A 24,620-nucleotide genomic window follows, 5' to 3' on the forward strand; every position below is an offset into this window, starting at 1 on the left:
TCAAGCTCGCTCGAGCAGCCACGCCCGGCTTTTGGCAAGAACATCGTCCGGCACGTCCTCGGCGAGTTGAGCGGCAAGATCGGTCAACGATACGCCGCGCAGGCTTTCCCGCCAGGCTTCGTCCGCCTTCCACATGATCCGCGCCACCGTGCACGGCTTGCCAGCCCGATGGCGACGCGGCACGCAGGGATTGTTGCCGCGGATTTCCTCGCAACGGAAGGTCGACCGCTTGCCTTCAACCGCTTCAACGATATCCAGGAATGAAATCTGGTCCGGCGCCCGCGCCAGCCGATAGCCGCCACTTGGCCCCAGCGTGCCGATCACGATGCCGTGCTGCGATAAGGCCTGCAGCGCCTTCGACAAATACTCCTTCGGCACGCCGTGAAATTCCGCAAGAACCTTGGCCGGCAGATACACGCCCTCCGGCAGCGCCATCATCACGGCGCAACAGTGCAACGCCCACTCGACCTGATTCTTGAGATTCATTCCGTCACTGTAAACCGGCCCGGCCGAGACCGTAAGCGGCGTCGGCCGATCCCGGTACCGCCCGGAACGCGATCGCGAGCCGGTTCCAGGCGTTGATGGTGACAATCGCGAAGGTCAAATCGGCGATTTCCTTTTCCGACAGTTGCTCGCGAACGCGGGCATAGATCTCGTCGGCGACGCCATGCTCCCCCAGTTTGGTGACCGCTTCGGTCCACTCCAGAACGGCGCGCTCGCGGGCGCTGAACAACGGCGATTCCCGCCACACCGCGACATGATAAAGCCTGAGCTCGCGTTCGCCGTCGATCTTGGCCTCCTTGCTGTGCATGTCGAGGCAGAAGGCGCAACCGTTGATTTGCGAGGCGCGGATATCGACCAGATGCAACAGGCCGCGCTCGATCGAACCTTCCTTTTTGGTCGCCGCCGACAGCGCGACCAGCTTGTCGACCAGAGACTTCGAATGCGCGGCATAATCGAGGCGTTGGCTCATGACAAAGCTCCAATCAGCGGGATTGCCTATTACAGATATATTTTATCCGTAATCAGCCGTCAAGCCGTCCGGCCCGGCAGGAAAATCGTGGAAAGACACCGTCGGGGGCGCTAGAACCGTCCGAGTCTCACGACAATTTCGCTTTGGGGATTGCCTCCCCACATCACCAGGAGCGGCACATGGCAGAATACGGCTTCGATACTCTCAGTGTTCACGCGGGCGCACAGCCCGATCCGGCCACCGGTGCGCGGGCGACGCCGATCTACCAGACCACGGCTTACGTGTTCGAAGATTCCGATCACGCCGCGGCGCTGTTCAACCTCCAGGTCTTCGGCAACATCTATTCGCGCATCAACAACCCGACCAACGCGGTGCTGGAAGAGCGCGTGGCGGCGCTCGAAGGCGGCCGTGCGGGCCTATCGGTGGCCTCCGGCCATGCGGCGCAGATGACCGCCCTCTTCACCCTGATGGCACCGGGCAAGAACGTCGTAGCGGCACGCCAGCTCTACGGCGGCACCATTACCCAGTTCGGCCAGACCTTCCAGAAATTCGACTGGCACGTGAAATGGGCCGACAGCACCAAGCCCGAGACGTTCAAGGAACTGATCGACGAGAATACCCAGGCGGTCTATATCGAAAGCCTCGCCAATCCCGGCGGCGTGATCTCCGATATCGAAGCCATCGCCAAGATCGCCCATGATGCGGGCCTGCCGCTGATCGTCGACAATACGCTCGCCTCGCCCTATCTCATCCGCCCGATCGAATGGGGCGCCGACATCGTGCTGCATTCGGCGACGAAATTCCTCGGCGGCCACGGCAACTCGATGGCCGGCGTGATCGTCGACAGCGGCAAGTTCGATTACGGCTCCGGCAAATTCCCGACCATCTCCGAGCCCTGTCCGTCCTATCACGGCATGCGGATGTGGGAGACGTTCGGCGACATGGCGTTCGCCATCACCTGCCGCGTGCTGGGACTGCGCGACCTCGGACCGTGCCTGTCGCCGACCAATGCGTTCAACATCCTGCAAGGCATCGAAACACTGTCGTTGCGCATGCAGCGCCATTGCGACAACGCCCTGGCCGTCGCCAAGTGGCTGAAGGCGAGCGACAAGGTGGCGTGGGTCAGCTACGCGGGACTGGAGGACAACCCTTCCTATCCGCTGCACAAGAAGTACTGCCCCAAGGGCGCCGGCAGCGTGTTCACGTTCGGGCTCAAAGGCGGCTACGACGCGGGGCTCGGTCTCGTCAATAATGTGCGGCTGTTCTCGCATCTCGCCAATATCGGCGACACGCGCAGCCTGATCATCCATCCGGCGTCGACCACGCATCGCCAGCTTTCGAGCGAAGACCGCGCCAAGGCGGGGGCCGGCGACGACGTGGTACGCCTGTCGATCGGCATCGAGAGCATCGACGACATCATCGCCGATCTCGATCAGGCGATGAAGGACTGAGCCCGGCGCAGTTCGAAGGTCAACCACAACGCGGCGCTGAACAACAGCGCCGCGACGACCTGATGCAACGCCGCCAGCGCGACCGGCACTTGGTATAGCAGGGTCACGACGCCAAGAACGACCTGGGCCAGCGTCACCGCCAGGACGGTGTTGGCGGCACGGCGGACCATGAGGGTTGGCTTGCTGTGGGTTCGCAGCCACGACCAGAAGAACCATGCGAACAGGGCCACGGCATAAGCGACCACGCGGTGATCGAATTGCGCGAGGCCGGGGTTCTCGGAGAAACTGAGCCAGCCATCGCTGAACGCCCCTTCGGGGACGACGGCGCCGTCCATCAGCGGCCAAGTGTTGTAGACGAGCCCGGCATGCAGGCCTGCCACCAAGGCACCGAGCAGCATCTGCACGAACACCAGTACCGTGAACCAGCCGGCGATCTTCGTCGTTTTGTTGACGTGGCCTTCGGGTCTGCCGCGCAGGTATTCGAGACCCACCCAGAGGATGGCGCCCAGCAGCAACACGGCAACGCCGAGATGGATCGCGAGGCGGTACTGCGAGACGGAGACCCGCACCTCCAACCCGCTTTGCACCATCCACCAGCCGACGAAGCCTTGCAGGCCGCCGAGCAGGAACAGGATCAGCATCCGGCCCCAGTCTTTCCGACCGATGGCGCCGGTGGCGGCGAACCACAGGAACGGGAGCAGGAAGGCGAAGCCGATGGCGCGGCCGAGGAAGCGGTGCGCCCACTCCCACCAGAAAATGCCCTTGAAGGCTTCCAGCGTCATGCCGGCGTTTTCGAGCCGGTATTGGGGAATCTGCTGGTACTTCGAAAAGGCCGCCTGCCAGTCGGCATGACTGAGCGGAGGAATGGCACCGACGATGGGGTCCCATTCCGTAATGGAAAGCCCCGATCCCGTCAGCCGGGTCAAGCCGCCCACCGCCAGCATGGCGACGATCAAGCCGGCAACGGCCAGAAGCCATAGCCCAACGGCACGTTGACTGGGGATATGCGGAATGCTCGTTGACGCGGCCGTGCTCATAGCGATGATTGTGCAGCCATGAGCCCGCACGTCAAGAAGCTGATCGGAACGCTCCTCACCCTTATCTGGCTGGTGATCTATTGCGGTCTCGCCATGGGTGTCGGCGTCCGCGTCCTGCCCCACGCCGGACCGTTGGTGCGCCTCCTCTATTACGCCCTGGCCGGCACGCTATGGATCGTGCCGGTCGGGCTGCTGCTGCCTTGGATGTACCGCGAGAAGCGGTAGCAGGCAGACTGACGGTTCAAGCGGCATTCCGCGGCGCGGCGTGGCGGCGTTCGCGCAGGACTTCTCCTTTGACCCGATGGACATGATCCTGGAGCTGACGCGTGGCGCTGGCGAATGCCTCGCGCAACGCGGTCCCGAGATCGTCGAAAGCCGGTCCATCGCTCGATGCCGCCTTGGCCGCGATTTCATGGCCCGGCACCTTCATGTCGATGGCGACGCGGAATTCCTTCACCTTGCGATGTTCGTGCTTGGGCGCCTCGACGGTGACGCGGCAATTCTGGATCCGCCCGAATTTGCGCCCCAGCTTGGCGGCGTATTTGAGCGCGGCGGATTGCACGGACAGCGAGGCGTCCATGTTGCGGAACACCACCGACACCGGCAGGCTGTTGCCCGACACCGTCGGCACGCGATCCGATGCGACGCTGACCGGCCGCGCAGCGGTGAGCAATACCAGCGACAGCTTCTCCCACAGGGCATCGACACCGAGACCGGCGAGGTTTTTCGGCACCTGATGGGCGAGCGTCTCGCGCACGCGCGCCGTCATCTGATCGCGCAATTCCGAAAGAAGGCGTGGCGGCGCCACGACAACGAGACGATCGAATTTCTTGTCGGCATGAGCCGTATCGAGCGCTGCGGCCACTTCGCGGGTGAAGTGGAGCGTGTCGATGTCGACCTTCTCCGCCTTGTCGCGAGGCTGTTTGCGGCGCGCAGCGAGCGGCGACGCCAATTCCTCAAATACCTGGCCCTCCTCGCTACGGCGCAGAACGAAAAACCGCGCCATCGAGCCATCCATCACTGCAATGTAGGTCGGTCTGCTTTTCCCAGTCATCCATCACTCCTCACGTGGAATCCTCGAGGCAGAACAGGATGATATTAGAACGTGTCCAGATTCGACGCACGTGACTTCCGCACTTTGTTGGTGACGCTTACGTCCAACCTCATGCCACAAGCTGTAGCGGCCATTTGCGCCCTAAGCCCATGGCGTTGATCTTTGATTTGCGGAAATCAGTCCATTCCCCCCTCCCCCCCCGGTGGGGCGGTACATTCGTTTTTCGGTTTTCGAGGTTGGGGGGCGTACCAGCGAATGCGTCGCAGTCGATCCGGCGAGATCAAACACCTACCCAGTAGATGGGAAGCGGCCCACCGCATTTCAAGCCTCAGCCGGGCAACCCAGCCCCGCTTAGGCGGCGGGAAGCGCGCCGCGTTGAACGGCAATGGCGTCGCCGATCTCGGACACGAAGCCGTAACCCAGGTCCATCAGCATCGCCCGGCAGGCCCGCTGGTCGGCCAACGACAGACTGCGATCCTCGTAATGGATCAGGGTCGGACGGCACCCCGCCGCCATGGCCGACTGGATGACGACAAAATCGTGGCCTTCGGTATCGATCTGGAGGGCCAGCATGCGCTGCAGTTCGGGATGGCGCTCGACAATCGTCGAAACCGTCGTGACCGGCACCGACACCGGCTCAATCGCTTCGCCAAAACTTTTGCGATCCGCCACGTCGGGCGCATTGGCGAGACGAAGCAAATGGTTCTTGTCGAACGAAGCGATGCCATGGGCCCAATCCGGGACCGAATTGCAGTCGCGCTTGATCCGGAACAGCGCCGCAGTGCCGTCCTTCGTGCTGATCGCGACGTTCTCAAACCGGACGTTGGCGCAGCCGAGATAGTTCTTCTGAAGGTCTTCGAACATATCGGGCAGCGGTTCGATCAGAACCGCGTCCAGATCGTATTTGCGGATCAGACCGGAGACCGGATCGGCGCGAACGCCGTCGTTCGCTCCCACCTGAAGAATGCTGCCCTTGCCTTGCGCCAGGATGAAGTATTCGAGGAACACCTCGAACAGGCCGGTCATAATCTCGCCATCGCGGACGCGCGCCCTGACGATGTCGAAACCGGTCGCGTTGATGGCGTTCTGCACAATTCCTTTGATCGACATGACCCAAGCCCCAAAAGTCCGGACGAGCCTTATAGATGCGGGCGCAGATTCCCATCGGACGCACCGTCGCGGGTGCGCGGATCAGGCCGCCCGCATGCCCACCGCAAACAGCAACGCCGCGTTTTCCGAGGTTTGACCTTCGTTCGAAGCCCAGGAACCGGAGTCGCATTGATCGAGATAGCATTTGGCCGCCGGCGTGCCGCTGGCGATCAGAATTTTCAGAGGCTGATCGGCGCCCTGTGTCGCGTGATTGGGACCGCCCACGGCCCAGCCGGGGATGGCGATGGCTTGGTCGCGATAAATCCAGTGCCAGGGATGCTCGACACGGACCGTTCCATGCCCGGTGACGAAGGCGCGGCCGAGTGCGTTGTGACCGAGCACGTAATCGAGCACGCGGGTACCGCCATCAGGGTATTTCGCACCGGCCCCGAGCGCATGGGCCATGAAGCACGTATTGGCCGCATTGAGCGCGTTCTCGACACCGCCCCAGAAATACATCGCCGGGTCGCCGTTGCAGCCATACGCGTCGGTCGCGGACTGAGCCATCACGGTGTCGGCCGCGGCGGCAATCTTCGCGATCGCGACATCGCGGGCTTTTCCCGCCGGACCGCGCGCCAGTGTCAGGGCACCGAGTATCTGCGGCGTCATCCACGAGGACGGCACCACGCCGCGCGCATCGAACTCCTGCGCCGCACGCGACAGAAGCGACGAATCCCACGATGCCATCGCGCCCAAAGCCCAGAGCCACTTCGGCGCAATGTCGCTGCCGGCGTAATAGGGATCGTTGTTTTCGACCGCAGGATGCGCTTGCAGCCATGTCCAGGCCTTGAGCGCTGCGGCGCGGCATCGTTCTGCAAACGCCGGATCGAAAGGTTTGAAAACACCGGCGGCCTGCACCATGGCACCGACGAACACGGCCACATCCCAGCTTCCCGCCGGCATGGCGTGGCGCTCGGTGGTGTCGTCGGCGGGCAGCACGCCCCAGGGCAAATTCGGCTCGGCATCGACCTTGTGCAGCACGCTGCCGTCGGCGTTCTGCATCCTCAGCATGAAATCGAGGCCCCAGCGCGCTTCGGCAAGAAGGTCGGGCAAGCCGGGCGTGGACGGCACATCGAGTTTCAAGGCGAAAGCGGCCTGCGGACGCAATTCGTAAAGCCACATCATATGGCTTACGGATAGCGCCGCCATGTGCACCCACTTGCCGAAGTCGCCGGCGTTGTACCAGCCGCCGGAAAGATCGCGCGTGACGCCATCCACCGGCAGCGCGCCGTCGCGAAGGTGTCCGGCCGCGTGATGCACTTTGGTGACGGGATCGTCGATTGCCGTATTGGCGCGGATGAGACGGAACGCCCGGACGGCATCGCGCAGCAGCGGCCGATAGACCGTCTCGCCAATCACGAACGGATGCGACGACACGCCATTCACCACGACCCGATACGTGCCAGGGGCGCGCAATTGCGAAAAATCACCGACCGTCACGAACTCGCCGGCCGACGCGCGCTGGTCGGCAGGTGCTGCGGTAAACCCGCGGAACACCAAACTTTCGTCGGCGCGATGGATGGCAAATGCTGCGTGCGGGGACTGAAGCTCTTCGACCGTCCAGACGAAGTGTTTGGCGTCTTGCGGCAGGAACCCGATCTGGTTGGTCTTGGGCAAGGCTATGATCGGATTCGAGACATCCGCTCCGGACGCCTTACCGATAACGGCAGCCGCCGTTAAGCCTCCAAGCACCTCGCGCCGTGTCGCAGACATGTCCCCGCCCCCATTAAAGCGTCTTTGGACTTTGAATTCGCTCGGTGCCAGCCATCGGCATGAGGCGAATTTAAGGTCCGTTGCTTTAGTTCCGGCACCACCATAATCCAAGGCGGAGCCGGAACCAGCAGAATTCGGCGCGGACGGACCGGTTCAGGGAGCCTCCCTTTCCGGTGGCTTCGTTATCGCGAAGCGCGGCGGCGGCGGGGCTTGGCCGCTTCTTCCTCTTCCATTTCCTCGCCCTCGCTTTCGCCCTCTTCCTCGCCTTCCATCATGGCGGGATTCAGCTCTTCCTCGGCAAGCTGCGTGAGGTTCTCGTCCATCTCGCGGCCCTCTTCGAGCGCGCGCTCCATGCAATCGACGACCTCCTGATGCTCCAAAAGCTCGCCAAGCGTCTTGGCGGTACCCCAAGCTGCGATGCAGTAGTGCTCCAGCTTCTGCAGCGACGCCACAAGCACCGGTTCGAGGAAGCGTTCTTCTTCGATCTCCTGAGCGTGTTCTTCGGTGTCTTTGATAAGACCTTCGGCCGCGACGTTCTTGGGACGCCCGCGCGAAGTTTCCATCTCATCGAGCGCCTCCTCGATCTCGCCGATCAGGCGGCCGCCTTGCTCGACCCGCATATCGATGCATTCCTTGAGCCGCTCGTTCGAGATTTTCTTGGCCAGACGCGGCAGCGCCCGCGCGAGCTGCTTTTCGGCGCTGAAGATCTCTTTCAATTCGGTCGCCAGGACTTCCTGGGCGGATTTCGGGCTGGGCATGGTCTCTCCGTGGTTTGTGGGAAATTCACGGGCTCAACGCGCGCCCCAGAGCCGCGTTCCGCTTCTGCAACGGTGTCGCGAAAGATCGATGCGTTGGTTAGCACGCAGTTAACCGCGTGACCGCCGACAACCAGAGGCTGCCAAAAAATCCAGATATTTCGCGCCTCCCGCTCCTATTGCGCGCAGTGCGGGAAGCGACTGCTTTACACCCCATTAACACCAAGCCGCCATATTCGTGGGGCTAGGAGTGATTGCCATGAGTGCGGTGGGCAAACCGAAGATCATTCTGTTGGGGCAGAAGGATCCGAATAAAGAAGTCGAGCTTTCGCGCGACGAAGGACCGTTCGAATCCTGGTTGGCCGTGGCCCAGGACATGTGGGGCATGGGCAATCTGACGCCGTTCGATCACGTGTTCGCTTCGCGGGCCATCGGCACGATCGTGCCTACCCAAGGCGGAAACTTCGGCTGCGTCTGCTATCAACTCGGTGCGCGGCTCTTCACGTTCAGTCGCGAAGCCGGCATCTGGATCGACACGTTCGAAGGCGAATCCGCACTGTCGACGCTGGAAAAGCGGCCCAAGAAGGACAAGATCAAGCTGGCGATCTGGAAGCCCGGTTCCGGCCAGCTCGGCAACAACCGGCTCACCCATTGCGCAATCCTGTCGCCGTCAAAGCTCACCGGATCGCCCCAGGGCCTCGCGTTCGAAGCCGCCAAAGCGCTCAAGAAGGACGGACAGCTTTTCGTCGCCGACGTGATGTGCGGCCCCAAGGGCCAGCCCGCCGCCGACCGCCGGCGCCTCGAAGACTGGAAGAAGTGGCTGACGGACGCCGGCCTCAAATTCTATTCCGAGGTCGACCTTACCTCCGACGTCCGTTCCACTTTGCTGCGCGGCCTGAACAATTCGGTCAACATGGCCGCGAACGTGCGCCACCTGCAGGAGCCTTGGCGCGGTCAGCGCTTCAAGGCCTTCGAGAAGGAACTCGAACAGGTGGTGGTGCTGCACACCGCGTTCGAGCGCGGCTTCGCAACCGCCAACGGGCTCTATTTCACCAAGCCCTGACGCCGGCGGGACCACGCTCCCAGGAGAAGCAATCCGCTGCCTGCTAAAAGCAGACCGGGCGCTTCCGGCACGCCTGCAACGACCTCCATCGGCCCCAGCGCGAGCGATCCCGATTTGCCGGGGAAGATTTCCGGATTGTCCACCCAGAACATCGCGTAAGAGAGATTGGCGGTATCGAGCACCAGCCCGTAGAACGGCGACGAGCCGTCTTCGGCCGTCCCGCGCGTGCCGCCGATCGTGATGTGGCCGATATTGACGTCCGAGGAGTCGAAGAGATCGATCGAGCCGGTCCACGGCCCGCTCAACGCATCCGGCTCGATCTGAACGCCGAAGCCGGCGATAGGATTGCCGAAGCGCACGATGAACGTGTCGGACTGGCTGCCGGCATCGGTGAGCAGATGTTCGCCGGGCATGAAGTCGCTGGTAAAATCGGTGCCTTCATCGTGACGGGCCAGGACACCCTGCGACGAACCGACTCCAACCATGATGCCATTGGTCATGCGCTGATCCGGCGTCGAAATGATCGTTCCGGCGGGGCCGAAAACGCTCCAGTCGATGGTCTTGCGGTTGCTGTAGGCCGCGTCGAACGCCGCGCGCGAGGTGTACTCGACCAACGCGGCATTCGCAGCCATGGAAAACACGGCACAGGCCGCCGCAGCGGCAAGGACTTTCACATGCATCGGAAACTCCCCTGGGATAGTGTTCTGCGGGAAGGGTCGCAAGCCTCGTGCCAGCGCGGTTTTTCAATGGCTTGCGCCCGCGCCATCGATTGTTTGTAAAGCAGACTGACGCTTCAGCTCAGATCGGCATTGTGATCGAGGCCGGTGACGAGATTCTTCACCGCGCGCGCCGCCGGAGGATACATGGTCATGAACGGCACGAACATCTGCCGGAAGATGCCGATCACGCTCGGCCGGCCGCGGGCCAGTTGCGTCAGCCGTTCGACCTCGCTCACCACCTGCCGGTGAGTGGCCTGGCGCAGGCGACCGTAATCGGACAGGCGCGCGGCCTCGCCCTTCAGCATGTCGGCGGCACAGGCACTGAAGACATAGGCATCCTCGATGCCGAGATTCATGCCGCGCGCCGCCACCGGCGAATGGATGTGCGCCGCGTCGCCGCCGATCGCGACCCGTCCGTCAACCTCGCGCTCGGCCAGACGGTGGGCGATGTGGAACGCCGACTGCCACACCGGCTCGCCCGCGCGGGTGCCCGGCGGCAAACGGCCGACCAGACCCGGTACATCGCCGAACAGCCGCCAGACGCCATCGCGGATGCACATCAGGAAGACCAAGCCGCCGTCGACGAAGCAGATGTGCGCCAGCTCGGGGTCCAGCGGGCAATTGTGCAGATGGATGTCGTAGAGCGGCCATTCCTCCGGAAAGTCAGAACCGATGAACGCGACGCCCATGCCTTTGCGCACAGCGCTATGGGCCCCGTCGGCGCCGAACAGGAGCGAAGTCCGCACCGTCTCGCGCTGGCGGCTGGGGTGCAGCAGCACCGCATCGACGCCGGCCTCGTCCTGACTGTATTTCTCGAGTTCGAGCCGGCGTTCGGGCACGATCCCTTTTTCCGCGAGAGCCGCCGCAAGGATCGCTTCGGTCCGCGTCTGGGGCAGCACGCTCATCTTGAAACGAGGATGAACGTCGCCGAACTCCAGCACGCCGACACTTTCCCAATGATGATAGAACGCGACGCCGCCAATCGTACGCGCCTCGGCGACCAAAGCCGCCGCGCAGCCGATGCCGTCGAGAAGCTCCAAGGTGCGGGGATTGATGAGCTGCGCGCGCGAGGTCGTAGCGGGCGTCGCCGCCTTATCGACAATGCGGCAAGACAAGCCGCGGGCGGCGAGAAAGAGTCCCGCCGCAAGTCCCGTCGGCCCCGCGCCGACGATCAACACGTCCGAAGTCATCGAGCCCCCGCGAGAACAGCGTCTACCGTAACTCGCGGGTGGCTCGAAAGGTTCCCGTTATTTCGCGTTTCCGAGATTGACGTTGGCGAACTCCCAATTGACCAGATGCTCGAGGAACGTCTTGACGTAATCCGGACGGCGGTTCTGGTAATCGAGGTAATAGGCATGCTCCCAGACATCGGCCGTGAGGAGCGGCGTCTGGCCGTGCACCAGCGGCGTGTCGGCGTTGGCCGTCCCGACGATCGCCAGCTTGCCGCCGTCGAGCACCAGCCAAGCCCAGCCCGAACCGAACTGGCCGACCGCCGTCGCAGCAAACTTCTCGGCGAACGTCTCGTAACCGCCGAAATCCTTCTCGATGCGCGATGCGATGTCGCCGGTCGGCTTGCCGCCGCCGTTGGGCTTCATCGAATTCCAGAGGAAGTTGTGGTTCCACACCTGCCCGGCATTGTTGAACAGCGCCTTCTTGGAAGGATCGGCGGCCGCGGCCTTCACGATGTCTTCGAGCGACGCGTTTTCGAGATCGCTGCCCGCGATCATCTTGTTCGCGTTGGTGACGTAAGCGGCGTGATGCTTGTCGTGATGGAACTCCAGCGTCTTGGCGCTGATGTGGGGGGCCAACGCGTCCTTGGCGTACGGCAGATCGGGAAGCTGAATCGTCATGATAATCTCCAGTCGAGTTCCATCGGCGGCAAAAGGAGGCCGCGACTCCATAGATTAGAGTTATTACAAATAGTGCCGCAGATTTCAACGAAAATGGGCGGATTCAAGCCGTAATTCAGGCCCGTAGAAACGCCAAAAGCGGCGCGCGCCATTGGCACACCCCGCTTTTTGGAAATCGGACCTTGGTCCGACGCGCCTCAGTCCGTCTCGAGCGGACCCGGCACCAGGCAATCCGCCGGCGCCCGCGCCTCAAGCTCGTGGCAGAGCTTTTCGGCGTCCTTGTCCATGCCTGCCCACCGCAGCTTGGCGATGAGTCCCTTCAGGCCTTCGATATCTTCGGGCTGGGTGGCATTTTGCTTTCGCTCTTGCCCAGACTCTTGCAACATTACTGCCTCCAGATACGCGCTTTTTATACGTTGTTGTTGCCGCGGTCGGCGGATCGCATGCACGCGAATTCGCAGCTTTGTCTTTGTACATCAATTCGGGTCTTTACGGACCACCCAACCTCTGTTTGGGTTGACGCACACATCTGCGGTTTCGTCATAGCACCGCGCTTTACGCTCAATGCTGGGGAGCAAAATGAACGTCATCCTTCGCGCAGTCACTTTCGTGGCGCTGACTACAGCCGCGCTTGCCGCAACCCTTCCGCCGCCGCCGGCCACACCTTCGGAACCGACCAGCGATGTCGTGCAAGGCGTGAACGTTGCCGATCCCTATCGCTGGCTGGAGGACTGGTCCAACCCGAAAGTGCAGGCATGGAGCGAAGCGCAGAACAAGCGCACGCGTGCTTACCTCGATGGCCTTAGAAGCCAACGCCCCGTCTCGGACGAATTGATGCGGCTGGTCTCCGCGACCTCGCCCGCCTTCTTCGATCTCAAACCGCGCGGACCGGTCGTGTTCGCGACCTACTCCGATCCCAAGCTGCAGCAGCCGGTGATCGTCACCATGAATGCGGCCGCCGATCCGGCGACGAAAAAAGTGGTGCTCGATCCCAACGCGCTCGACGCCTCCGGCCATATTGCGGTCGACTGGTACGTACCGTCGCATGACGGCAGCAAGATCGCAGCCTCGCTGTCGAAGGACGGCAGCGAGGACGGCACACTGCATGTGTTCGATGTCGCCACCGGCAAGGAAATCGATACGCCGATCCCGCGCGTGCAGTATCCGACGGCGGGCGGCAGCCTCGCCTGGGCACCGGACGGCAAAGGCTTCTGGTACACGCGCTATCCCGGTCCCGATGCCCCGGAAGCCGACCGGCATTTCAACATGCAGGTGTATTTCCACGTCCTCGGCAGCGATGCGGCCAAGGACGAACTGGTGCTGAGCACCAAGGACGGTCTCGAACGCGTTTCGGAAATCTTCCTCGACAACGAACAGAACCTTCCGACCGTGCTGGCGCGCGTCCAGAAAGGCGACGGCGGCATCTGGGCTCATTACGTGCTGACGCGCGGCAAGCCATCGGTCCGCATCGGCCGACACGAGGATGAGATCGTCTACGCCGCGTTCGGCCCCAACGGCGCGGTCTACGGCGTTTCGCGCAAGGGTGCCTCGAACGGCTTCGTGGTCAAGCTCGACAAGATCGCGCCCGACGGGTTCGCGGCAGCGAAGGTGCTGGTGCCGCAAACCGATGTCGCAATCCAGACGACCAACGAAAGCGGACTGTCGTTCTCCAAAGACCGCCTGTTCGTGAACGATATCGTCGGCGGTCCCAATCAGGTCCGCATCTTCACGCTCGACGGCAAACCGGAAGGAAAACTGCCGCTTCCGGAAATCGCCGCCAATCACGAGATCGTCGAACTCGCGGACGGACGCATCCTGTTCGGCGTTACGACTTATCTGAGGCCGTATTTCTACGACTCCTGGGACCCCAAAACCGGCAAGGTCGAGGAAACCGCGCTGAAGGTGGTCTCGCCCGTCAAATTCGACGACGCCACCGTGACGCGCGTGTTCGCAACATCGAAGGACGGCACCAAAGTCCCGCTCAATATCATCATGAAGAAGGGTACCAAGCTCGACGGGAATAATCCCACCCTGCTCTACGGCTACGGCGGTTACGGCGTCAGCCAGAATCCGAACTTCCTCGGTGCCCTCCGGCGGCTGTGGCTCGACGCGGGCGGCATCTACGTGATCGCCAATATCCGCGGCGGCTCCGAATACGGCGAGAAGTGGCACCAGGACGGTATGCTGACCAAGAAGCAGAACGTGTTCGACGACTTCTATGCCGCCGGGCAGTATCTGATCGACAACAAGTACACCTCCCATACCAAGCTGGCACTGATGGGCGGCTCGAACGGCGGCCTGTTGATGGGCGCGGAGATCACCCAGCATCCCGACCTTGCCCACGCCGTGGTCTCGGCGGTCGGCATCTACGACATGGTGCGGGTCGAACTCGATCCTAACGGCTCGTTCAACACCACCGAGTTCGGCACGGTGAAGAACCCCGACCAGTTCAAGGCGCTTTACGCCTATTCGCCGCTTCATCACGTCGTGGCCAAGACCGCCTATCCGGCGGTGCTGATGACCACGGGCGCCACCGACGGCCGCGTCAACCCGATGCATTCGCGCAAGTTCACGGCGGCGCTGCAGGCGGCCTCATCGTCGGGCCTGCCGATCCTGCTGCGCACCAACATGCACGCCGGCCACGGCATCGGCTCCTCGCTCAGCGACCGCATTGCCGAACAGACCGACATGCTGTGCTTCCTGTTTGATCAGCTCGGGATGGAATGGCATAAATAGCTGTGATCGGGGCGGGCTGACCGGTCCGCCCCGTTGGGGTCTCGGGGGAAACTGTGCTGAAAATCCTGCTGCTTGCGGGCTTCGCGGTGACCGCCACGACCGCCCTCGCCGACTGTCCGGCGCCGCCACCGGCGCAACGCGATATCATCGCCGATAGCTATTACGACGACCCGCCGGTCAACTCGCATATCGACCCGGTGAAGCACGCGGCCTACGAAGCGGCGGTAGCGCCGCTGGAGACGTTCTTGCGGGCGGTCGCGAAGTCGGCGAGCGACGGCGACACGGAATGCACCCTGCAATGGCTGACGGCCTGGGCCGAAGGCGATGCCTTGCTCGGCAAGATCGAAAAGGAACAGGCTCATTACCAGCGCAAATGGCTGCTGGCCGGGCTGGCGCTCAGCTACGCCAAAGTGCGCGATGCGGCTTCGCGCGATCAGAAAGCGGCGATCGACACCTGGCTGCTGGCGCTTGCCGACGGCGTGCGCAAACACTCCGACGCGTACAAGGGCACCAAGAACAATCACTACTATTGGGAAGGTCTTGCGGTCGGCGCTACCGGCGCGGTGACCGGCAATGCCGCGGACCTCGACTGGAGCCGCAAAGTCTTCCGGGCCGCCGAAGCCGATATCGGCGACGACGGTATCCTGCCGCTCGAAATGAAACGCGGGTCACGGGCGTTGCACTATCACCTATTCTCCGTCACGCCGCTGGTGATGCTGGAGAGCATTCTCGACGAGCATTCGGCAAAACTCGAGAAACTGGTCGTGTTCTGCGCCGCGGCCGGAAAAGACCAGGATTGGATGGCGAAACGGGCCGGCGTGCCGCAGGTCGAGCTATCCAAGGACGAATACGACTGGCTGCCGGTTTATTTCCGCCACAACCCGCCGAAGACGGAGGCCTGGAACCGGTTCGATATCCATCTCGGGTATATCAACATCTCCCGTCTCGGCGGCGATCTCAAAACCGCCAATCCGCTCGAGCATGTGAAGAAATAGCCGGTCTTCCGAAGGCGTGTGTTGCCTATTGCACCTTTTCCGAGACGATCCGCACATCGCGCTGGGGAAAAGGTATGGTGATGCCTGCAGCCTTGAAGCGATCCCATATGGCGAGGAAGACCTCGCTCCTGACGTTCGACGTGCCCAGCCGCGGGTCGTCGATCCAGAAAAACACGTCGATATTGATCGAACTGTCGCCGAATTCCTTGATCACGGCTGTCGGTGCCGGCGCCTTTATCACGCGGTTCACCGATGCGGCAGCCTCGCGGCAAATCTGCAGCGCCCGATGCGGATCGTCGTCATAGGAAATCCCCACCGAAAGGGACAGCGACACGGAGGCATCGGAGTAGCTCCAGTTCTCGACCCCGTTTTCGATGAAGTAATCGTTCGGTATGAGATGCTCGATGCCGCCGAGCGTGCGCACGGTGACGTAACGCGCGCTCATGTTGGTGACCCAGCCGTAAGTGTCCTTGTATTTCAGGATATCACCCGGCTTGATCGATTTCGAAATGATCAGGGTCAAGCCCGACACGAGGTTCGATACCGCCTTTTGCAGGCCAAGCCCAATGCCGAGGCCGACCGCGCCGAACGCCACCGTCAGGGTGGTGAGATCGACTCCCACCGTCTGCAGCGCGACCATTACCGCGATGGCGGGCAGGAAAATCTTGAGAAGCTGACTGAGCAGCACCTGCAACGAGGGCGTCAGGGCCGGTGCCTGCTCGATACGCCGTTGCAGGAAGCGGTAAAGGAAGCGCGTCAGCCACAGCAGTATGCCGAGGACGATCAACGCATGGATCGCGACCAGCAAGGTAATGTGCGTCTGCTTGGTGTTGTAAACCTCGACCCGCCCGAGCCAGTTCATCAGCGGATGATAAAGATCGAGAATGCTGAGCGCGGCGATCAGAAAGGCGGCGCTGGCGATCGCCACCGACATGACGTGGCTCTTCACCGAGAACGACAACAGCCGGATAACGATCCAGGCGGTCACCAAATCGATGGCGGCATCGAGCAGCGGCAGCTTCAGGTTCAGCGCCAATCCGGTCAACGCGCCGATCCAGAGAATGGCGAGCCAGTGCAGCGGAAGCGCGATGTACTGCGCCCGATGCAGGAAGGTTGCCGCCCAGGAGCGGGGCAGCTTGGCGGCGAAACGGACCAGCGGCCCGCGTGCCAGCCGGGCCATCCACCACGCGCAAAGGCCGCCGAACACAACCAGCGCCGCCTGGGTGAGAAACAGCGGCGTCTGAATCTGCTCGAGGATCTTGTGCGGCGTTTCCGACAGGAAACGGGCGACATCCAGGGTTTGGAAATTGCTGCTCATGCGCTTACGCGAATCGACTGCGGAAGTGTTCCACGCGACGCCTGCGGTCTTCAAGCCGGAGCGGGAACCGGTGCCTTTGCCGGTGCATTCCCGCTGGGCTAAAGGATCGACATGGAACGGATCACCGTACCGCAGCGCCATTGGGCCCTGTTTCTCGACATCGACGGCACACTGATCGATATCGCCCCGCGTCCCCAGGATGTGGTGGTCCCGGCCGATCTGCCCGGCCTGCTGCAAGCGGTATCGGACCGGCTCGGCGGCGCCCTGGCACTGGTCAGCGGACGAGCGCTCGAGATCATCGACCGGCTGATGGCACCGCTTCGCCTGCCCGCGGCCGCCGAGCATGGCGCTATCGTGCGCCTCCCCGACGGGAGCGTTCAGACCTGCGTAGCCCGAAGCGTGCCGCTCTCCTGGCGCAAGCGCCTGCGTGTGGAGACGAAGGACTGGACCGGTGTCCTCGTAGGCGAGAAGCACGCGAGCGTCGCGGTGCACTACCGGCTGGCCCCGGAGCACGAAGAGGACGTGCGGGCGCTGGTAATGCGGATTACGGCCGACGATCCGGATTTCGAAGTTCTGCCGGCCCGCATGGCGTTCGAAATCCGGCCGCGCGGCGCCGACAAGGGCACCGCCATACGCCGCTTCCTCGAAACCGCACCATTCCGGGGGCGCGTGCCGGTGTTCGTCGGCGATGATGTCACCGACGAGGACGGATTTGCCGTTGCGCGCGACGCCGGCGGATTGGGCCTGCATGTGGCACGCGATTTCGACGGCGAGACGGCCAACGTCCGCCGCTGGCTGAAAACCGTCGCCACGGAACTTGCTTCGGGAACCTGACGCTTTTTTCAGGCGTTCCCTTTCTGAAACCCTAGCCTCACTGGGGGAGTACGGCCTGTGGCACGCCTCGTAATCGTCTCCAATCGCACGCCGGGCAAAGGCGCCAAGGCGGGCGGCTTGGCTGTGGCCCTAAAGGATGCCATCGAGCCCGGCACGCTGTGGTTCGGCTGGAGCGGACGTCTGGCCGACAAGGCTTCCGATCGCGCCACCGTTGCCCAGGAGGACGGCATCGATATCGCCACCGTCGATCTCAGCCGCGACGCCTATCAGAATTTCTATGTCGGCTTCGCCAACGGCACCTTGTGGCCGCTGCTGCACTTCCGCCTCGGCCTGATGGAGTTCCGCCGCGAGCATCTGGACGGCTATCGCGAAGTGAACCGGCTCTACGCCCGCGCCCTGGCGCCGCTGCTGCGGCCCGACGATCTCGTCTGGGTACACGATTACCACCTTATTCCGCTGGCGAGCGAGCTGCGGCAGGCCGGCGTCACCAACGCCATCGGATTCTTTCTCCACATCCCGTTCGTGCCCTCCAGCCTTTACGCAGCGCTGCCGCGCGGCGAGGAACTGCTGAACGACCTCTGCTCGTTCGATGTGGTGGGTTTCCAAACGGCGGAACACCGGGACGATTTTCTCGATTGCGTGAAGCGCATCCTGAAGTTCCCTGTCGACGGCCAAGGAACCATCGCCGCCGAGCGAAGCGTCCGTTCGATCGTGACCCCTATCGGTATCGATACGCAGGGCTTCCAGAACATGGCCGCACGGGCCGTCAAAGGGCGCAATACGCGACGGCTGGTGGAAAGCCTCGTCGGGCGCCAGTTGATGATCGGCGCCGACCGCCTGGATTACTCGAAAGGCCTGCCCAACCGGTTCGAAGCCTTCAATCGCCTGCTGACGCGGTTCCCCGAACACAAGAACAGCGTCAGTTTCCTGCAGATCGCAGCGCCTTCGCGCGAGGACGTCTCGGAATACGCCGCGCTGCGCCCCCTCCTCAACCGCATGGCGGGCGACATCAACGGGCGTCACGGCGCCTTCGACTGGGTGCCGCTGCGCTATATGAGCCAGAGCCTGGCGCGCTCGACGCTGGCCGGGTTCTACCGCATCGCCCGCATCGGCGTGGTGACGCCGCTCCGCGACGGAATGAACCTGGTGGCGCACGAATACGTTGCCGCTCAGGACCCGGCCGATCCGGGCGTTCTGATCCTGTCGCGCTTCGCCGGCGTCGCCAACTATTTCGAGGAGGCTTTGATCGTGAATCCGCATGACCCCGACGAAATCGCCGAAGCCATGCACGACGGTCTCGCCATGAGTCTGGACGAGCGCAAGCTCCGTCACGGCCGCCTGTTCGAAAAGCTGAAGTCGCTTTCGGCGCGCGCCTACTGCGACGGGTTCCTGGAAGCGCTCAGCGGCGCGGTTCCGGCGAGGGCCGCCGCATGAGGGCTCACTATTCCTTCATCCCGAGCTGGGCACCGGACTGGCTGGTCGCCGTAGTGGCCCTGGTGGGGATTGCGATCGTGACCGCGCTGCTGCTCGGGCTGATCCGCAAGCTGATCCGCCGCATTCTGCCGAGCGACCGCACGCTGACGCATATCGTGCTCGCCCACGCCGGCGGGCTGGCGCAATTTGCTCTCACCTTTCTGGTGGCGGGCTTGGTGACGCCGGCGCTGCCGCTCGACCGCGGCACCAACCAGATCATCGAGCGCGTGCTCTTCGCGGCGTTCATCATTCTGATGGGCTGGATTGCGATCGTGGCGTCCGATCTCGCCATCAACCGCTATATGGCGAAGTTCCATTCCGATACGACCGACAATCTGCTTGCCCGCAAGGCCATCACCCAGATGCGGCTGTTGAAGCGGACGGTCGATGTGGTGATCGGGACCATCACCATCGGTTTCGCGTTGATGACCTTCGATGCGGTGCGCCAGTTCGGCGTGTCGCTGTTCGCCTCGGCCGGGATCGCCGGGATCGCCGTCGGCTTCGCGGCCAAGCCGCTGTTGGAAAACCTGGTCGCGGGGGTGCAGCTTGCCATCACCCAGCCGTTCCGTATCGACGACGTGGTGATCGTCAACGGCGAGTGGGGCTGGATCGAGGAGATCAATTCCACCTATGTCGTGATCCGCTGCTGGGACTGGCGGCGGCTGATCGTGCCGATCTCCTACATGATGACCAATCCGTTCCAGAACTGGACGCGGCAGTCGTCACAACTGATCGGCACCGTGATGCTGAACCTCGATTATCTGGCCGACGTCGGCTTGATCCGCGACAAGGTTCAGGAGATCGCCAAAGCATCGAAGCTGTGGGACGGCAACGTCATCAACGTCGCGGTGACCGATGTCAACGAGTTCACCATGCAATTGCGTATTCTCGCCACCGCCAGCGATGCCGGAAAGAACTTCGACCTGCGCTGCGAAATCCGCGAAAAGGTACTGGCATGGCTGCGGGAGGAATATCCCGAAGCGCTGCCCCGCCGGCGTCAGGAACAAGTCGGCGAAGACGATCGCGCTATTGTGCAGCAGCGCCGAGCTTGAGAACGCCGTCCACCAACGCATCGACATCGCGAATCTGGGTGCGATGATTGACGAAGGCGGCGCGGATCGCGAGCTTGCCATTCACGGTCGTGGTGGATGGCGCCGCGATGCCGGATTCGTGCAGATCGACGACGATCTTCGCGTTCGCCGCATCGGAGGTGCGATAACGGAAACAGACGATGTTGAGCCGGGCCGGTGCCAGCAGTTCCAGTTTCGGTTCGGCGCGAACGCGGGCTTCGAGATGGCGCGCGAGTTCGCAGGAATGCTCGATCGAACGGCCGATGCGCTTGAGGCCGAAGGTCTTCAGCGTGAACCACGTCTTGAGGGCCCGGAAGCCGCGGGACAGATCGGGGCCGTAATCGGAGAACCACGGCGCACCGGCGGCGAGGCCTTTGGCCTGCGTGCGCAGATAGGCGGCAGGGCTGGCGAAGGTGTCGCGATGCAACTGCCCGTCGCGCACCAGCACGAACCCGGCGTCGTACGGCACCTGCCCCCATTTGTGGAAATCGAACGCGATGGAATCCGCCCGTTCGATGCCTTTCACCTGCGGCTTCAATTGCGGCGACAAAACCGCGAGCGCACCGAACGCGCCGTCGATATGGAAACGCAAACCCTCAGCCTTGCAGAAATCGGCAATGGCATCGAGATCGTCAATCGAACCGGTGTCGACGGTGCCGGCCGTACCGACGACCAGGAACGGCTGCAGACCGGCAGCGCGATCGCGCGCGACCGCTTCGGCGAGCTTGACCATTTCCATACGGCCATCGGCATCGACCGGGATCGGGCGCACGGCGTCGGAGCCCATACCCGACATATCCATCGCCAGCGGAATACAGCGATGCGCTGCCGCACTGGCGTAAGCCCGCAATTTCGCACCATCCAACCCGGCCTTGCGGACCGACGGACCGAGCGCGGCGGTGCGCGCCACCAAAACGCCGATGAAATTGGCGAGCGAAGAGCCGGTCACAAACAGGCCGGACGCCCCTTCGGGAAACTCGAAGATCTGCCGCACCCATTGGACGATCTGGCGTTCGACCTCGACCGGCATGTGATCGCGGCCGCCGAGATTGGCATTCAATCCGCCCGCCAGCATTTCCGCCAGCATACCGACCGCGGTGCCGCCGCCCTGAACCCAGCCCATGAAGCCGGGATGGACATTCCCCGCTGCGTAAGGAACGACGGAGTGGGTGTATTCGTCATAAGCGGCGGCGAGATCGCCGGGTTCTTCGGGCAGATCGGCGCGAAACCGCGCCCGTACCGCGTCCGGAATCGGCCGCCACACCGGACGGCTGCGGACCTCGGCCAGATGCTCCAGCGTGTCGTCGAGCATGCGATGGCCGAGCGCGCGCAACTCTTCCCAGTTCTCGGGATCGAGGGACGGCTCGGAAGGCGGCTTCAAATCGCTCATGGGCGTCTTATATAGCATCAGGTCATTGCGTCGAGCAGGAGGTTGCCGTGAGGATTGGATTCATCGGTTTGGGCGGTATGGGACAAGGAATTGCCGCCAATATTCTGAAGGCCGGCCATGGCGTAATCGCCTGGAACCGCAGTCCCGCGCCGGTAGAAGCCCTCGCCGCCCAAGGCGCGACGCCCGCCGAAAAGCCGGAAGACGCGCTGCAGGCCGACGCGGTGTTCTCGATGCTCGCCAACGACGCGGCGGTGCACGAAGTGGGTCTCGACAGCGTCCTCCTGGACCGCGCCGCCAAGGGTCTCGTCCACGTCAACATGGCGACGGTCTCGATTGCCTTCGCCCGCGAGATCGCCGCCGCCCACGCCCGCCACGGCCTCGGCTATGTCGCCGCGCCGGTGTTCGGCCGCCCCGACGCCGCGGCCGCCGGCAAGCTGACCATCGTCGCGGCCGGAGCGCCCGACGCCCTTGCGAAGGTCGAACCGATCCTGAAAGCCATCGGCGCCAAATACGCCGTGGTCGGCAGCGAACCGGCGCAAGCCAATCTGTTCAAAATCACCGGCAATTTCATGATCGCCTCGGCGATCGAAACCATGGGCGAAGCGGCGGCTTTGCTGAAGAAAGGCGGCGTCGATCCGAAGGTGTTTTTCGACGTGATGACCACGGCCAATTTCTCGGCGCCGATTTATCAGATCTACGGCAAGATCATCGGCGACGAGGCCTACGACAAGGCCGGGTTCAAACTCAGCCTCGGCTACAAGGATGCGGGGCTGACGCTCGCCGCCGCCAAGGAGATGGAAGCCTCCCTGCCGCTGGCCAGCGTGGTGCACGACCATTTCGTCGAGGCCATGGCCAAAGGCTGGTCGGAGAAAGACTGGGCCTCGCTGGCGCTTCTCGCCGCACATCGCGCCGGTTTGAAAGGATAGACGTTCGGTCCTCTTCCCGTGCGGCGATAAATTGCGTAAGAGGACGGCCAGCAGAAAGAAACTGGCCTTCCGATGAGCGACACCAGCTATGTCCTGACCGTCTCCTGCCCCGACCGGCGCGGGATCGTATCGACCGTTACGCGCTATCTGTTCGATACCGGTTGCAACATCATCGACAGCGCCCAGTACGGCGACAGGGACAACGGCCGCTTCTTCCTGCGCATCTCGTTCGCCTCCGAGACCGGCGCCAGCGGCGATGCGATCCGCGAAGGCTTCGCGCCCATCGCGCGCGAATTCGACATGACCGCCGCGATCCACGACAGCGCGGTGAAGACGCGCACGCTGCTGATGGTGTCCAAGCTCGGCCATTGCCTGGTCGATCTGCTCTACCGCCACCGCATCGGCGCGCTGCCCATCGAGATTCCGGTGATCGTCTCCAACCATCGCGATTTCGCGGACGTCGCCGCCGCGTCCGGCATTCCGTTCCGCTATCTGCCGGTCAATGCCGACAATCGCAAGGCGCAGGAAAAGACGCTGGCCGAGATCATCGCCGAGGAGCGCATCGATCTCGTCGTGCTGGCGCGCTACATGCAGATTTTGTCGCCCGCGATTGCCGACGCCATGCCGGGACGGATCATCAATATCCATCACTCCTTCCTGCCGAGCTTCAAGGGCGCCCGCCCCTATCATCAGGCGCACGACCGCGGCGTGAAACTGATCGGCGCCACCGCGCACTATGTGACGAGCGACCTCGACGAAGGCCCGATCATCGAACAGGCCGTCGAACGCGCCACCCACGCGATGTCCGGCGACGAAATGGCGGCGGTCGGCCGCGATATCGAAAACAAGGTGTTGGCGCGCGCGGTGCAATGGCACGCCGAACACCGCATCCTGCTGAACGGCAAGCGGACGGTGGTGTTTTACTGAGGCGATCTAGCGAAGGCGCAAAACCTCTTTCCTCCCCCGCGGTGAAAACTCTTTCCGCCCGCACATTGGCAAAAAAAGCGGGGGAGGTGCCGAGCTTTTTGCGAGGCGGAGGGGGGACCGAGAACTGTTTCCACCACCGCGACATTCCCCCCTTCGTCACTGCTTCGCCGAGGCTACGCAGCGCCACCTCCCCCGCTATTTCCATGGCGTGCCGTTCGAAGTTCTGTTCTCCGCGGGGGAGGAAAGATTTTTCGCAACCCTCGCTCGCCGCGCTCCATATACCAAAGGCGGAATCGAAGAATTCCGCCTTCAGCCTCAAGCCCGCCGCCGCCTCCGGAGGCCGTTTTCAGGCGGCGATCGACAGGCGCATTGGTCTCTTTCTGCGGAGTGCGTGAGCAAACCCACCGCCTTGTGACGCCGCCGACGCCGCCATAGCGGTCTTACTCGGGCTTACGCGGTCCTCGCGGGGGTCATGCTTTTGCAGCGCGTGCGGGCGCGATACTCCTGTATTTGCGCAGATAGTTTAGGCCACGCGACGGATCGGAAAAATGTGAAACAGTTTTCCGGTCGCGCTTATCGGCCGAAAGCCGTCCTCCATTGTCAAACACCGCATTTCGATGTGGGTATGCGGTGCCAACGATTCAAGACGCAGGGAAAACTATTTTTCTGCACCTAGTTGCGCGACGCAGCCGCAATAATTTCCGGAAGATGGACGAATGAAACGCGTCACAATGATGAATTGGTGAATGACGCGCGCAGCGATTTCCCTTGCTGTCATTCCCGGCCGAGCCAAGACGCGTCAGCGTCCTGCGAGGGGAAGGGAACCCAGGAGCCGAAATACATTGGGCGAAGAAGAACAAGCGAAGATCACTGCCGGCAGCGTGCCGTTGTCACGACCTGGGTCCCCTTCCCGTCGCTGCGCTGCGCTAGCTCCGCCGGGGATGACAGTTGGGGTGCGCCCGCGTGAGGCAGAAAAGGAAGCGCCCGTGGGGGGCAGAAAAGATACGCGGAGAGATCGCGTTGTTATTTCTGCACCACGCATTCTTTTCTGCCCCACGCGGGCGGACGAATTTTTGCGTTGGCACTCAGAACGCGGGGGGAAGTGCTGAGCGTAGCGAGGCAAAGGGGGGATCGTCCGTGCGCTGAATAAGCCCCCCTTCCCGCGCTTCGCTGCGGACTTCCCCCCG

At 62.9% G+C, this 24,620-nt stretch carries 23 protein-coding genes; 10 read left to right on the forward strand and 13 right to left on the reverse strand.

Features of this window, described 5'->3' with window-relative positions:
• A complete protein-coding gene (locus tag FHS84_RS18175; protein ID WP_166936946.1) occupies nucleotides 1-486 on the reverse strand; it encodes an RrF2 family transcriptional regulator in 486 nt (161 codons plus the stop codon).
• 4 nt (nucleotides 487-490) lie between these two features.
• Complete coding sequence (locus FHS84_RS18180; RefSeq protein WP_166936947.1) at nucleotides 491-973, reverse strand: carboxymuconolactone decarboxylase family protein; 483 nt, start codon at nucleotides 971-973, stop codon at nucleotides 491-493.
• Between the two features lie 179 nt (nucleotides 974-1,152).
• Between FHS84_RS18180 and FHS84_RS18185 the strand changes: the two genes are divergently transcribed.
• A complete protein-coding gene (locus FHS84_RS18185) occupies nucleotides 1,153-2,424 on the forward strand; it encodes an O-acetylhomoserine aminocarboxypropyltransferase (protein WP_166936948.1) in 1,272 nt (423 codons plus the stop codon).
• Here the strand turns inward: FHS84_RS18185 and FHS84_RS18190 are convergent.
• On the reverse strand, nucleotides 2,406-3,461 hold the full coding sequence (locus FHS84_RS18190) for a COX15/CtaA family protein (protein ID WP_166936949.1): 1,056 nt from the start codon (nucleotides 3,459-3,461) through the stop codon (nucleotides 2,406-2,408). The genes FHS84_RS18185 and FHS84_RS18190 overlap by 19 nt on opposite strands.
• An 18-nt stretch (nucleotides 3,462-3,479) precedes the next feature.
• Here FHS84_RS18190 and FHS84_RS18195 point away from each other — a divergent pair, with 18 nt between their 5' ends.
• Nucleotides 3,480-3,686: a DUF2842 domain-containing protein gene (locus FHS84_RS18195; protein ID WP_166936950.1), complete on the forward strand. Its 207-nt coding sequence runs from the start codon at nucleotides 3,480-3,482 to the stop codon at nucleotides 3,684-3,686.
• Nucleotides 3,687-3,702: 16 nt separating this feature from the next.
• On the opposite strand, the gene FHS84_RS18200 is transcribed toward FHS84_RS18195, so the two are convergent.
• From FHS84_RS18200 to FHS84_RS18215, 4 genes are all read right to left on the reverse strand, one after another.
• Entirely contained in the window at nucleotides 3,703-4,515 is an 813-nt protein-coding gene (locus FHS84_RS18200) for a baeRF12 domain-containing protein (protein WP_166936951.1), read from the reverse strand.
• Nucleotides 4,516-4,866: 351 nt separating this feature from the next.
• Entirely contained in the window at nucleotides 4,867-5,625 is a 759-nt protein-coding gene (locus tag FHS84_RS18205) for an FkbM family methyltransferase (protein ID WP_166936952.1), read from the reverse strand.
• Nucleotides 5,626-5,706: 81 nt separating this feature from the next.
• Nucleotides 5,707-7,377 carry a glycoside hydrolase family 9 protein gene (locus FHS84_RS18210; protein ID WP_166936953.1) on the reverse strand — a complete coding sequence of 557 codons (1,671 nt, stop codon included), beginning with the start codon at nucleotides 7,375-7,377 and terminating at the stop codon, nucleotides 5,707-5,709.
• A gap of 182 nt (nucleotides 7,378-7,559) precedes the next feature.
• Nucleotides 7,560-8,135: a YciE/YciF ferroxidase family protein gene (locus tag FHS84_RS18215; protein WP_166936954.1), complete on the reverse strand. Its 576-nt coding sequence runs from the start codon at nucleotides 8,133-8,135 to the stop codon at nucleotides 7,560-7,562.
• 256 nt (nucleotides 8,136-8,391) lie between these two features.
• On the opposite strand from FHS84_RS18215, the gene FHS84_RS18220 reads away from it, so the two are divergent.
• Nucleotides 8,392-9,195, forward strand: coding sequence for a hypothetical protein (locus tag FHS84_RS18220; RefSeq protein ID WP_166936955.1), 804 nt, complete (start codon nucleotides 8,392-8,394; stop codon nucleotides 9,193-9,195).
• On the opposite strand, the gene FHS84_RS18225 is transcribed toward FHS84_RS18220, so the two are convergent.
• The 4 genes from FHS84_RS18225 to FHS84_RS18240 form a co-directional block, all read right to left on the reverse strand.
• Entirely contained in the window at nucleotides 9,177-9,875 is a 699-nt protein-coding gene (locus FHS84_RS18225) for a hypothetical protein (protein ID WP_166936956.1), read from the reverse strand. The two genes, FHS84_RS18220 and FHS84_RS18225, sit on opposite strands and share 19 nt — an antisense overlap.
• A 113-nt stretch (nucleotides 9,876-9,988) precedes the next feature.
• Nucleotides 9,989-11,104: an FAD-dependent oxidoreductase gene (locus tag FHS84_RS18230; protein ID WP_166936957.1), complete on the reverse strand. Its 1,116-nt coding sequence runs from the start codon at nucleotides 11,102-11,104 to the stop codon at nucleotides 9,989-9,991.
• A 57-nt stretch (nucleotides 11,105-11,161) separates the two neighbouring features.
• Entirely contained in the window at nucleotides 11,162-11,764 is a 603-nt protein-coding gene (locus FHS84_RS18235; RefSeq protein WP_166936958.1) for a superoxide dismutase, read from the reverse strand.
• Between the two features lie 197 nt (nucleotides 11,765-11,961).
• Entirely contained in the window at nucleotides 11,962-12,150 is a 189-nt protein-coding gene (locus FHS84_RS18240) for a hypothetical protein (protein WP_166936959.1), read from the reverse strand.
• Between the two features lie 193 nt (nucleotides 12,151-12,343).
• Here FHS84_RS18240 and FHS84_RS18245 point away from each other — a divergent pair, with 193 nt between their 5' ends.
• Nucleotides 12,344-14,500: a prolyl oligopeptidase family serine peptidase gene (locus FHS84_RS18245; RefSeq protein WP_166936960.1), complete on the forward strand. Its 2,157-nt coding sequence runs from the start codon at nucleotides 12,344-12,346 to the stop codon at nucleotides 14,498-14,500.
• A 53-nt stretch (nucleotides 14,501-14,553) separates the two neighbouring features.
• Entirely contained in the window at nucleotides 14,554-15,495 is a 942-nt protein-coding gene (locus tag FHS84_RS18250; protein WP_166936961.1) for an alginate lyase family protein, read from the forward strand.
• A gap of 25 nt (nucleotides 15,496-15,520) precedes the next feature.
• Here FHS84_RS18250 and FHS84_RS18255 read toward each other — a convergent pair whose 3' ends face one another.
• Nucleotides 15,521-16,813 (reverse strand): mechanosensitive ion channel family protein, encoded by a 1,293-nt coding sequence (locus tag FHS84_RS18255; protein WP_166936962.1) that lies wholly within the window; start codon nucleotides 16,811-16,813, stop codon nucleotides 15,521-15,523.
• Nucleotides 16,814-16,924: 111 nt separating this feature from the next.
• Between FHS84_RS18255 and otsB the strand changes: the two genes are divergently transcribed.
• Genes otsB through FHS84_RS18270 form a run of 3 tightly spaced genes read left to right on the forward strand, consistent with a single transcriptional unit; the run spans nucleotide 16,925 to nucleotide 20,172 of the window.
• Nucleotides 16,925-17,647: a trehalose-phosphatase gene (gene otsB / locus FHS84_RS18260; RefSeq protein WP_166936963.1), complete on the forward strand. Its 723-nt coding sequence runs from the start codon at nucleotides 16,925-16,927 to the stop codon at nucleotides 17,645-17,647.
• A 57-nt stretch (nucleotides 17,648-17,704) separates the two neighbouring features.
• A complete protein-coding gene (locus tag FHS84_RS18265) occupies nucleotides 17,705-19,081 on the forward strand; it encodes a trehalose-6-phosphate synthase (RefSeq protein ID WP_166936964.1) in 1,377 nt (458 codons plus the stop codon).
• Nucleotides 19,078-20,172 carry a mechanosensitive ion channel family protein gene (locus tag FHS84_RS18270; protein ID WP_166936965.1) on the forward strand — a complete coding sequence of 365 codons (1,095 nt, stop codon included), beginning with the start codon at nucleotides 19,078-19,080 and terminating at the stop codon, nucleotides 20,170-20,172. The genes FHS84_RS18265 and FHS84_RS18270 overlap by 4 nt, the downstream gene beginning before the upstream one ends.
• Here the strand turns inward: FHS84_RS18270 and FHS84_RS18275 are convergent.
• Nucleotides 20,147-21,580 carry a pyridoxal phosphate-dependent decarboxylase family protein gene (locus FHS84_RS18275; protein WP_208393952.1) on the reverse strand — a complete coding sequence of 478 codons (1,434 nt, stop codon included), beginning with the start codon at nucleotides 21,578-21,580 and terminating at the stop codon, nucleotides 20,147-20,149. The two genes, FHS84_RS18270 and FHS84_RS18275, sit on opposite strands and share 26 nt — an antisense overlap.
• An 11-nt stretch (nucleotides 21,581-21,591) precedes the next feature.
• On the opposite strand from FHS84_RS18275, the gene FHS84_RS22295 reads away from it, so the two are divergent.
• Both FHS84_RS22295 and purU read left to right on the forward strand, forming a co-directional pair.
• A complete protein-coding gene (locus tag FHS84_RS22295) occupies nucleotides 21,592-22,506 on the forward strand; it encodes an NAD(P)-dependent oxidoreductase (protein WP_341801846.1) in 915 nt (304 codons plus the stop codon).
• A gap of 72 nt (nucleotides 22,507-22,578) precedes the next feature.
• On the forward strand, nucleotides 22,579-23,433 hold the full coding sequence (gene purU / locus FHS84_RS18285; RefSeq protein WP_166936968.1) for a formyltetrahydrofolate deformylase: 855 nt from the start codon (nucleotides 22,579-22,581) through the stop codon (nucleotides 23,431-23,433).
• The last annotated feature ends 1,187 nt before the right edge of the window (nucleotides 23,434-24,620 follow it).

The sequence above is a fragment of the Rhizomicrobium electricum genome, assembly GCF_011762045.1.
Taxonomy (GTDB): Bacteria; Pseudomonadota; Alphaproteobacteria; order Micropepsales; family Micropepsaceae; genus Rhizomicrobium; species Rhizomicrobium electricum.

Excerpts from the sequence above, each read along its gene's own strand:
- FHS84_RS18270 (WP_166936965.1), top strand. The coding sequence starts at position 19,078 with ATGAGGGCTCACTATTCCTTCATCCCGAGCTGGGCACCGGACTGGCTG.
- FHS84_RS18175 (WP_166936946.1), bottom strand. The coding sequence starts at position 486 with ATGAATCTCAAGAATCAGGTCGAGTGGGCGTTGCACTGTTGCGCCGTG.
- FHS84_RS18245 (WP_166936960.1), top strand. The coding sequence starts at position 12,344 with ATGAACGTCATCCTTCGCGCAGTCACTTTCGTGGCGCTGACTACAGCC.
- FHS84_RS18230 (WP_166936957.1), bottom strand. The coding sequence starts at position 11,104 with ATGACTTCGGACGTGTTGATCGTCGGCGCGGGGCCGACGGGACTTGCG.
- FHS84_RS18275 (WP_208393952.1), bottom strand. The coding sequence starts at position 21,580 with ATGAGCGATTTGAAGCCGCCTTCCGAGCCGTCCCTCGATCCCGAGAAC.
- purU (WP_166936968.1), top strand. The coding sequence starts at position 22,579 with ATGAGCGACACCAGCTATGTCCTGACCGTCTCCTGCCCCGACCGGCGC.
- FHS84_RS18210 (WP_166936953.1), bottom strand. The coding sequence starts at position 7,377 with ATGTCTGCGACACGGCGCGAGGTGCTTGGAGGCTTAACGGCGGCTGCC.
- FHS84_RS18205 (WP_166936952.1), bottom strand. The coding sequence starts at position 5,625 with ATGTCGATCAAAGGAATTGTGCAGAACGCCATCAACGCGACCGGTTTC.
- otsB (WP_166936963.1), top strand. The coding sequence starts at position 16,925 with ATGGAACGGATCACCGTACCGCAGCGCCATTGGGCCCTGTTTCTCGAC.
- FHS84_RS18190 (WP_166936949.1), bottom strand. The coding sequence starts at position 3,461 with ATGAGCACGGCCGCGTCAACGAGCATTCCGCATATCCCCAGTCAACGT.
- FHS84_RS18185 (WP_166936948.1), top strand. The coding sequence starts at position 1,153 with ATGGCAGAATACGGCTTCGATACTCTCAGTGTTCACGCGGGCGCACAG.
- FHS84_RS18180 (WP_166936947.1), bottom strand. The coding sequence starts at position 973 with ATGAGCCAACGCCTCGATTATGCCGCGCATTCGAAGTCTCTGGTCGAC.
- FHS84_RS18255 (WP_166936962.1), bottom strand. The coding sequence starts at position 16,813 with ATGAGCAGCAATTTCCAAACCCTGGATGTCGCCCGTTTCCTGTCGGAA.
- FHS84_RS18200 (WP_166936951.1), bottom strand. The coding sequence starts at position 4,515 with ATGACTGGGAAAAGCAGACCGACCTACATTGCAGTGATGGATGGCTCG.
- FHS84_RS18225 (WP_166936956.1), bottom strand. The coding sequence starts at position 9,875 with ATGCATGTGAAAGTCCTTGCCGCTGCGGCGGCCTGTGCCGTGTTTTCC.
- FHS84_RS18215 (WP_166936954.1), bottom strand. The coding sequence starts at position 8,135 with ATGCCCAGCCCGAAATCCGCCCAGGAAGTCCTGGCGACCGAATTGAAA.
- FHS84_RS18195 (WP_166936950.1), top strand. The coding sequence starts at position 3,480 with ATGAGCCCGCACGTCAAGAAGCTGATCGGAACGCTCCTCACCCTTATC.
- FHS84_RS18235 (WP_166936958.1), bottom strand. The coding sequence starts at position 11,764 with ATGACGATTCAGCTTCCCGATCTGCCGTACGCCAAGGACGCGTTGGCC.
- FHS84_RS18240 (WP_166936959.1), bottom strand. The coding sequence starts at position 12,150 with ATGTTGCAAGAGTCTGGGCAAGAGCGAAAGCAAAATGCCACCCAGCCC.
- FHS84_RS18220 (WP_166936955.1), top strand. The coding sequence starts at position 8,392 with ATGAGTGCGGTGGGCAAACCGAAGATCATTCTGTTGGGGCAGAAGGAT.